Annotated in this window: 4 protein-coding genes; 3 read left to right on the plus strand and 1 reads right to left on the minus strand. The window is 57.7% G+C overall.

The features are described from left to right. The 3 genes from C5B91_RS20795 to C5B91_RS20805 form a co-directional block, all read left to right on the plus strand. The coding region (locus C5B91_RS20795; RefSeq protein WP_119713000.1) for an HAD-IC family P-type ATPase at window positions 1-503 on the plus strand (503 nt) is incomplete at its 5' end. Between the two features lie 5 nt (window positions 504-508). After that, a complete protein-coding gene (locus tag C5B91_RS20800) occupies window positions 509-1,126 on the plus strand; it encodes an isoprenylcysteine carboxylmethyltransferase family protein (RefSeq protein WP_092893792.1) in 618 nt (205 codons plus the stop codon). Further along, window positions 1,123-2,223 (plus strand): succinylglutamate desuccinylase/aspartoacylase family protein, encoded by a 1,101-nt coding sequence (locus tag C5B91_RS20805; RefSeq protein ID WP_058365807.1) that lies wholly within the window; start codon window positions 1,123-1,125, stop codon window positions 2,221-2,223. Before C5B91_RS20800 ends, C5B91_RS20805 begins: the two co-directional genes overlap by 4 nt. Window positions 2,224-2,482: 259 nt before the next feature. Here C5B91_RS20805 and C5B91_RS20810 read toward each other — a convergent pair. After that, window positions 2,483-2,931 (minus strand): nucleoside monophosphate kinase (locus C5B91_RS20810; RefSeq protein WP_119713002.1); only part of this gene is annotated, 449 nt, incomplete at its 5' end.

Consider the following 2,931-nt stretch of genomic DNA (forward strand, 5'->3'; position numbering starts at 1 on the left):
TGACCGGTGACTCGGAGGACGTCGCACGGGCTGTCTCGGAGGAACTCGGCATCGACCAGTACTTCGCGGAGGTACTCCCCGACGAAAAGGACACGAAAGTCGAAGCGCTCCAGTCCGAGGGGAAACTGGTCGCGATGGTCGGCGACGGCGTCAACGACGCGCCGGCGCTCACGCGAGCAGATGTCGGTATTGCCATCGGTTCAGGGACCGACGTCGCCATCGAGTCGGGCGATATCATCCTCGTCGACAACAATCCCCTGGATGTCGTCCGTCTCATCAAGCTCTCGAAGGCGAGCTACCGGAAGATGCAGGAGAATCTGGTCTGGGCGACCGGCTACAACGTCTTCGCGCTCCCACTCGCTGCCGGAGTCCTCGCGCCTATCGGTATCCTGCTGTCGCCGGCGATCGGCGCGGTGTTCATGTCTCTCTCGACAATCATCGTCGCTATCAACGCCCGTCGTCTCCGCAGCGCCGATATTTCCGTGCCCGACATTGGTGCGTGATCCCTATGGCACTCCAGGCGACACAGACATTGTTCAGCGTCAGTCTCCTATCCGGGGGACTCCTACTGGGTGGCCTCCTTGCCACCATCGTCAGTCCGACATTCCGGTTCTGGCCGCACGGGACGCGGAACTGGACGTTCTGGGTCAGCTGGACAGCCTGGACGCTATACGTCGTGGGTCTGGTCGGCATTGCATACCTCGACTGGTGGCACTGGTACGAACCACCGGTGGTGGTGCAACTCGTCAGTGTGCTTGTTTTCGTAGCAGGCACAGCGCTGTCTATCTGGGCGATGTGGACACTCGGATTCTGGGAGAGCAGTGGTCTCGAAGGCCACCTTCAAACTGAGGGACCGTATCGCTTCTCTCGCAATCCACAGTACGTGGGGTTCATCACCATGCTCGCCAGCGGAGGCCTCCTCGCAGGTTCGATTCAAACGGTCATTCTCGCTATCGGTGGAATCGTGTGGTTCCTGCTCGCACCACTCGCCGAAGAGCCGTGGCTCCGCGAGCAGTACGGGGGCGAATACGAGTCATACTGCGAGGCGGTTCCACGATTCCTTGGTAAACCCAGTAGACGTGCAGCGCAGACACATTCAGAGCAGTCCGAGAGTGATTCTCAATGACTGGATCCGCGACACAACCGATTGAGGTCGGCGGCCGAACCATCTCACCCGGAGAGAAGCGCCAGTTCCGCTATTCGGTGGGAACAAGTTTCCACGGCGACCCGATCGACATTCCGGTCACGGTCGTCAACGGAGAGAATGATGGCCCGGCGATGTTCCTCAGTGCTGCCGTGCACGGCGACGAACTGAACGGCATCAAGATCGTCCAAGAGGTCGCAGAAACCTACGGTCCCCCGGACATCCACGGGGCACTCGTCTGCCTCCACGTACTGAACGTCCCGGGATTCATGGCCCAACAGCGCTACATCCCGATCTATGACGAGGACCTCAACCGGTCGTTCCCCGGGAATCCACAGGGAACGATGGCGAAACGTCTCGCCCATACTATCTTCGAGGAATTCGTCTCGAAGTGCGACCTAGGGCTGGATTTCCACACCTCGACGCGCAACAGGACGACGATGTATCACGTTCGGGCAGATATGCGCGACTCTGACGTCGAACGCATCGCCCGTGCATTCGGAACGAGCGTGATTCTCGACGGTGAAGGCTCAAACGGGACGCTCCGAAAGGCAGCATCGAAGACGGGGGTTCCGACCGTAACTGTGGAGATGGGGCGCGCCCACCGGTTCCAATCGACGCATCTCGAACGCGCCCTTCACTGCGTGGCGAGTGTCCTCGCTGAACATGAGGTTCTGCCAGACCGGCCGGTCTCTTGGCCTGGGTGGACGCGTGTGGTCGCACGCGACGGTGAGAAGACGTGGCTTCGTGCTGCCACCGGCGGACTCGTCGATATGAAGTGGGGCCCACAGCCGCTCGTCGAGGACGGGGAGCAGCTGTTCACTATCTCCGATCACTTCAAAGATGAGGTCGAAGTCGTTCGTGCACCGTCAACTGGCCTCGTCGTCGGTGTACTCGAGAACGCAGTCGCGTACCCGGGGCATCCGCTGTGTCACTTCGTGAGCGTCGACGAAACGACCGCAGACATCATCCGGGACGACATCGAGCGGGGTGAGTTCGATGTCTACCGTGAGGGTGGTTTCCAGCGGCCGGAATATGGTGAGAGCGGTGAGTATGAAGGACGAGATCCGCTCTCTTGACGGGCCAGCGTCTGCTGACAGGCTCTTCATCGGTTCGAAGAGCCCCCCATAATTGCCTACTGGATCGTTCTTCGGCCAATAACCGTTCCAAGTTCTAATTCGTACGGTATGATGGTCGGCTTTTATCGAACATCGTCGAGATCACCTCAGCAAGATCGTGCCCTCTCAACTACAGACTCGCCGGGTACCAGTGTGTAAAATGTACAGATCTGCTAGGTGATGCCCGGTATAGTAACGCTCACCCCAACTTTTTCGCGACCTATTGCGCGTTTTCAACCGCTTTCCTTACGTCAACCCAGACTTCATCAGGAGACTGTTTTCCGTCGACACGTTCCAGTTGACCTCGTTCTTCGTAGTATTCAATAACTGGTTCAGTGGTCTCACGAAATACACGTAGACGTTCACGGACTGTCTCCTCGGTATCGTCATCCCGCTGCTCAAGTCGTCTTTCAACTTCAGGATCTTCAGGCGGACTATATTTTATATGATAAGTGTCCCCTGTTTTTGGGTCTATACGGCGACCCGTGAGTCGTTGAACAAGTTCCTCCTCGTCTACGTCAAGATATAGAATAACGTCAACGTCGGTCATATTATTGAGTTCCTCAGCCTGTTCTACGTTGCGGGGATACCCATCCAGAACAAAGCCATTGACTTGCGATAGAGCCTCTTTAACGAGCAGAGTGACAACCTCGTCCGGAACAAGCTCAC

Origin of the sequence: Haloferax sp. Atlit-10N (assembly GCF_003586325.1) — an archaeon.
Taxonomy (GTDB): Archaea; Halobacteriota; Halobacteria; order Halobacteriales; family Haloferacaceae; genus Haloferax; species Haloferax prahovense.

Excerpts from the sequence above, each read along its gene's own strand:
- C5B91_RS20805 (WP_058365807.1), top strand. The coding sequence starts at position 1,123 with ATGACTGGATCCGCGACACAACCGATTGAGGTCGGCGGCCGAACCATC.
- C5B91_RS20800 (WP_092893792.1), top strand. The coding sequence starts at position 509 with ATGGCACTCCAGGCGACACAGACATTGTTCAGCGTCAGTCTCCTATCC.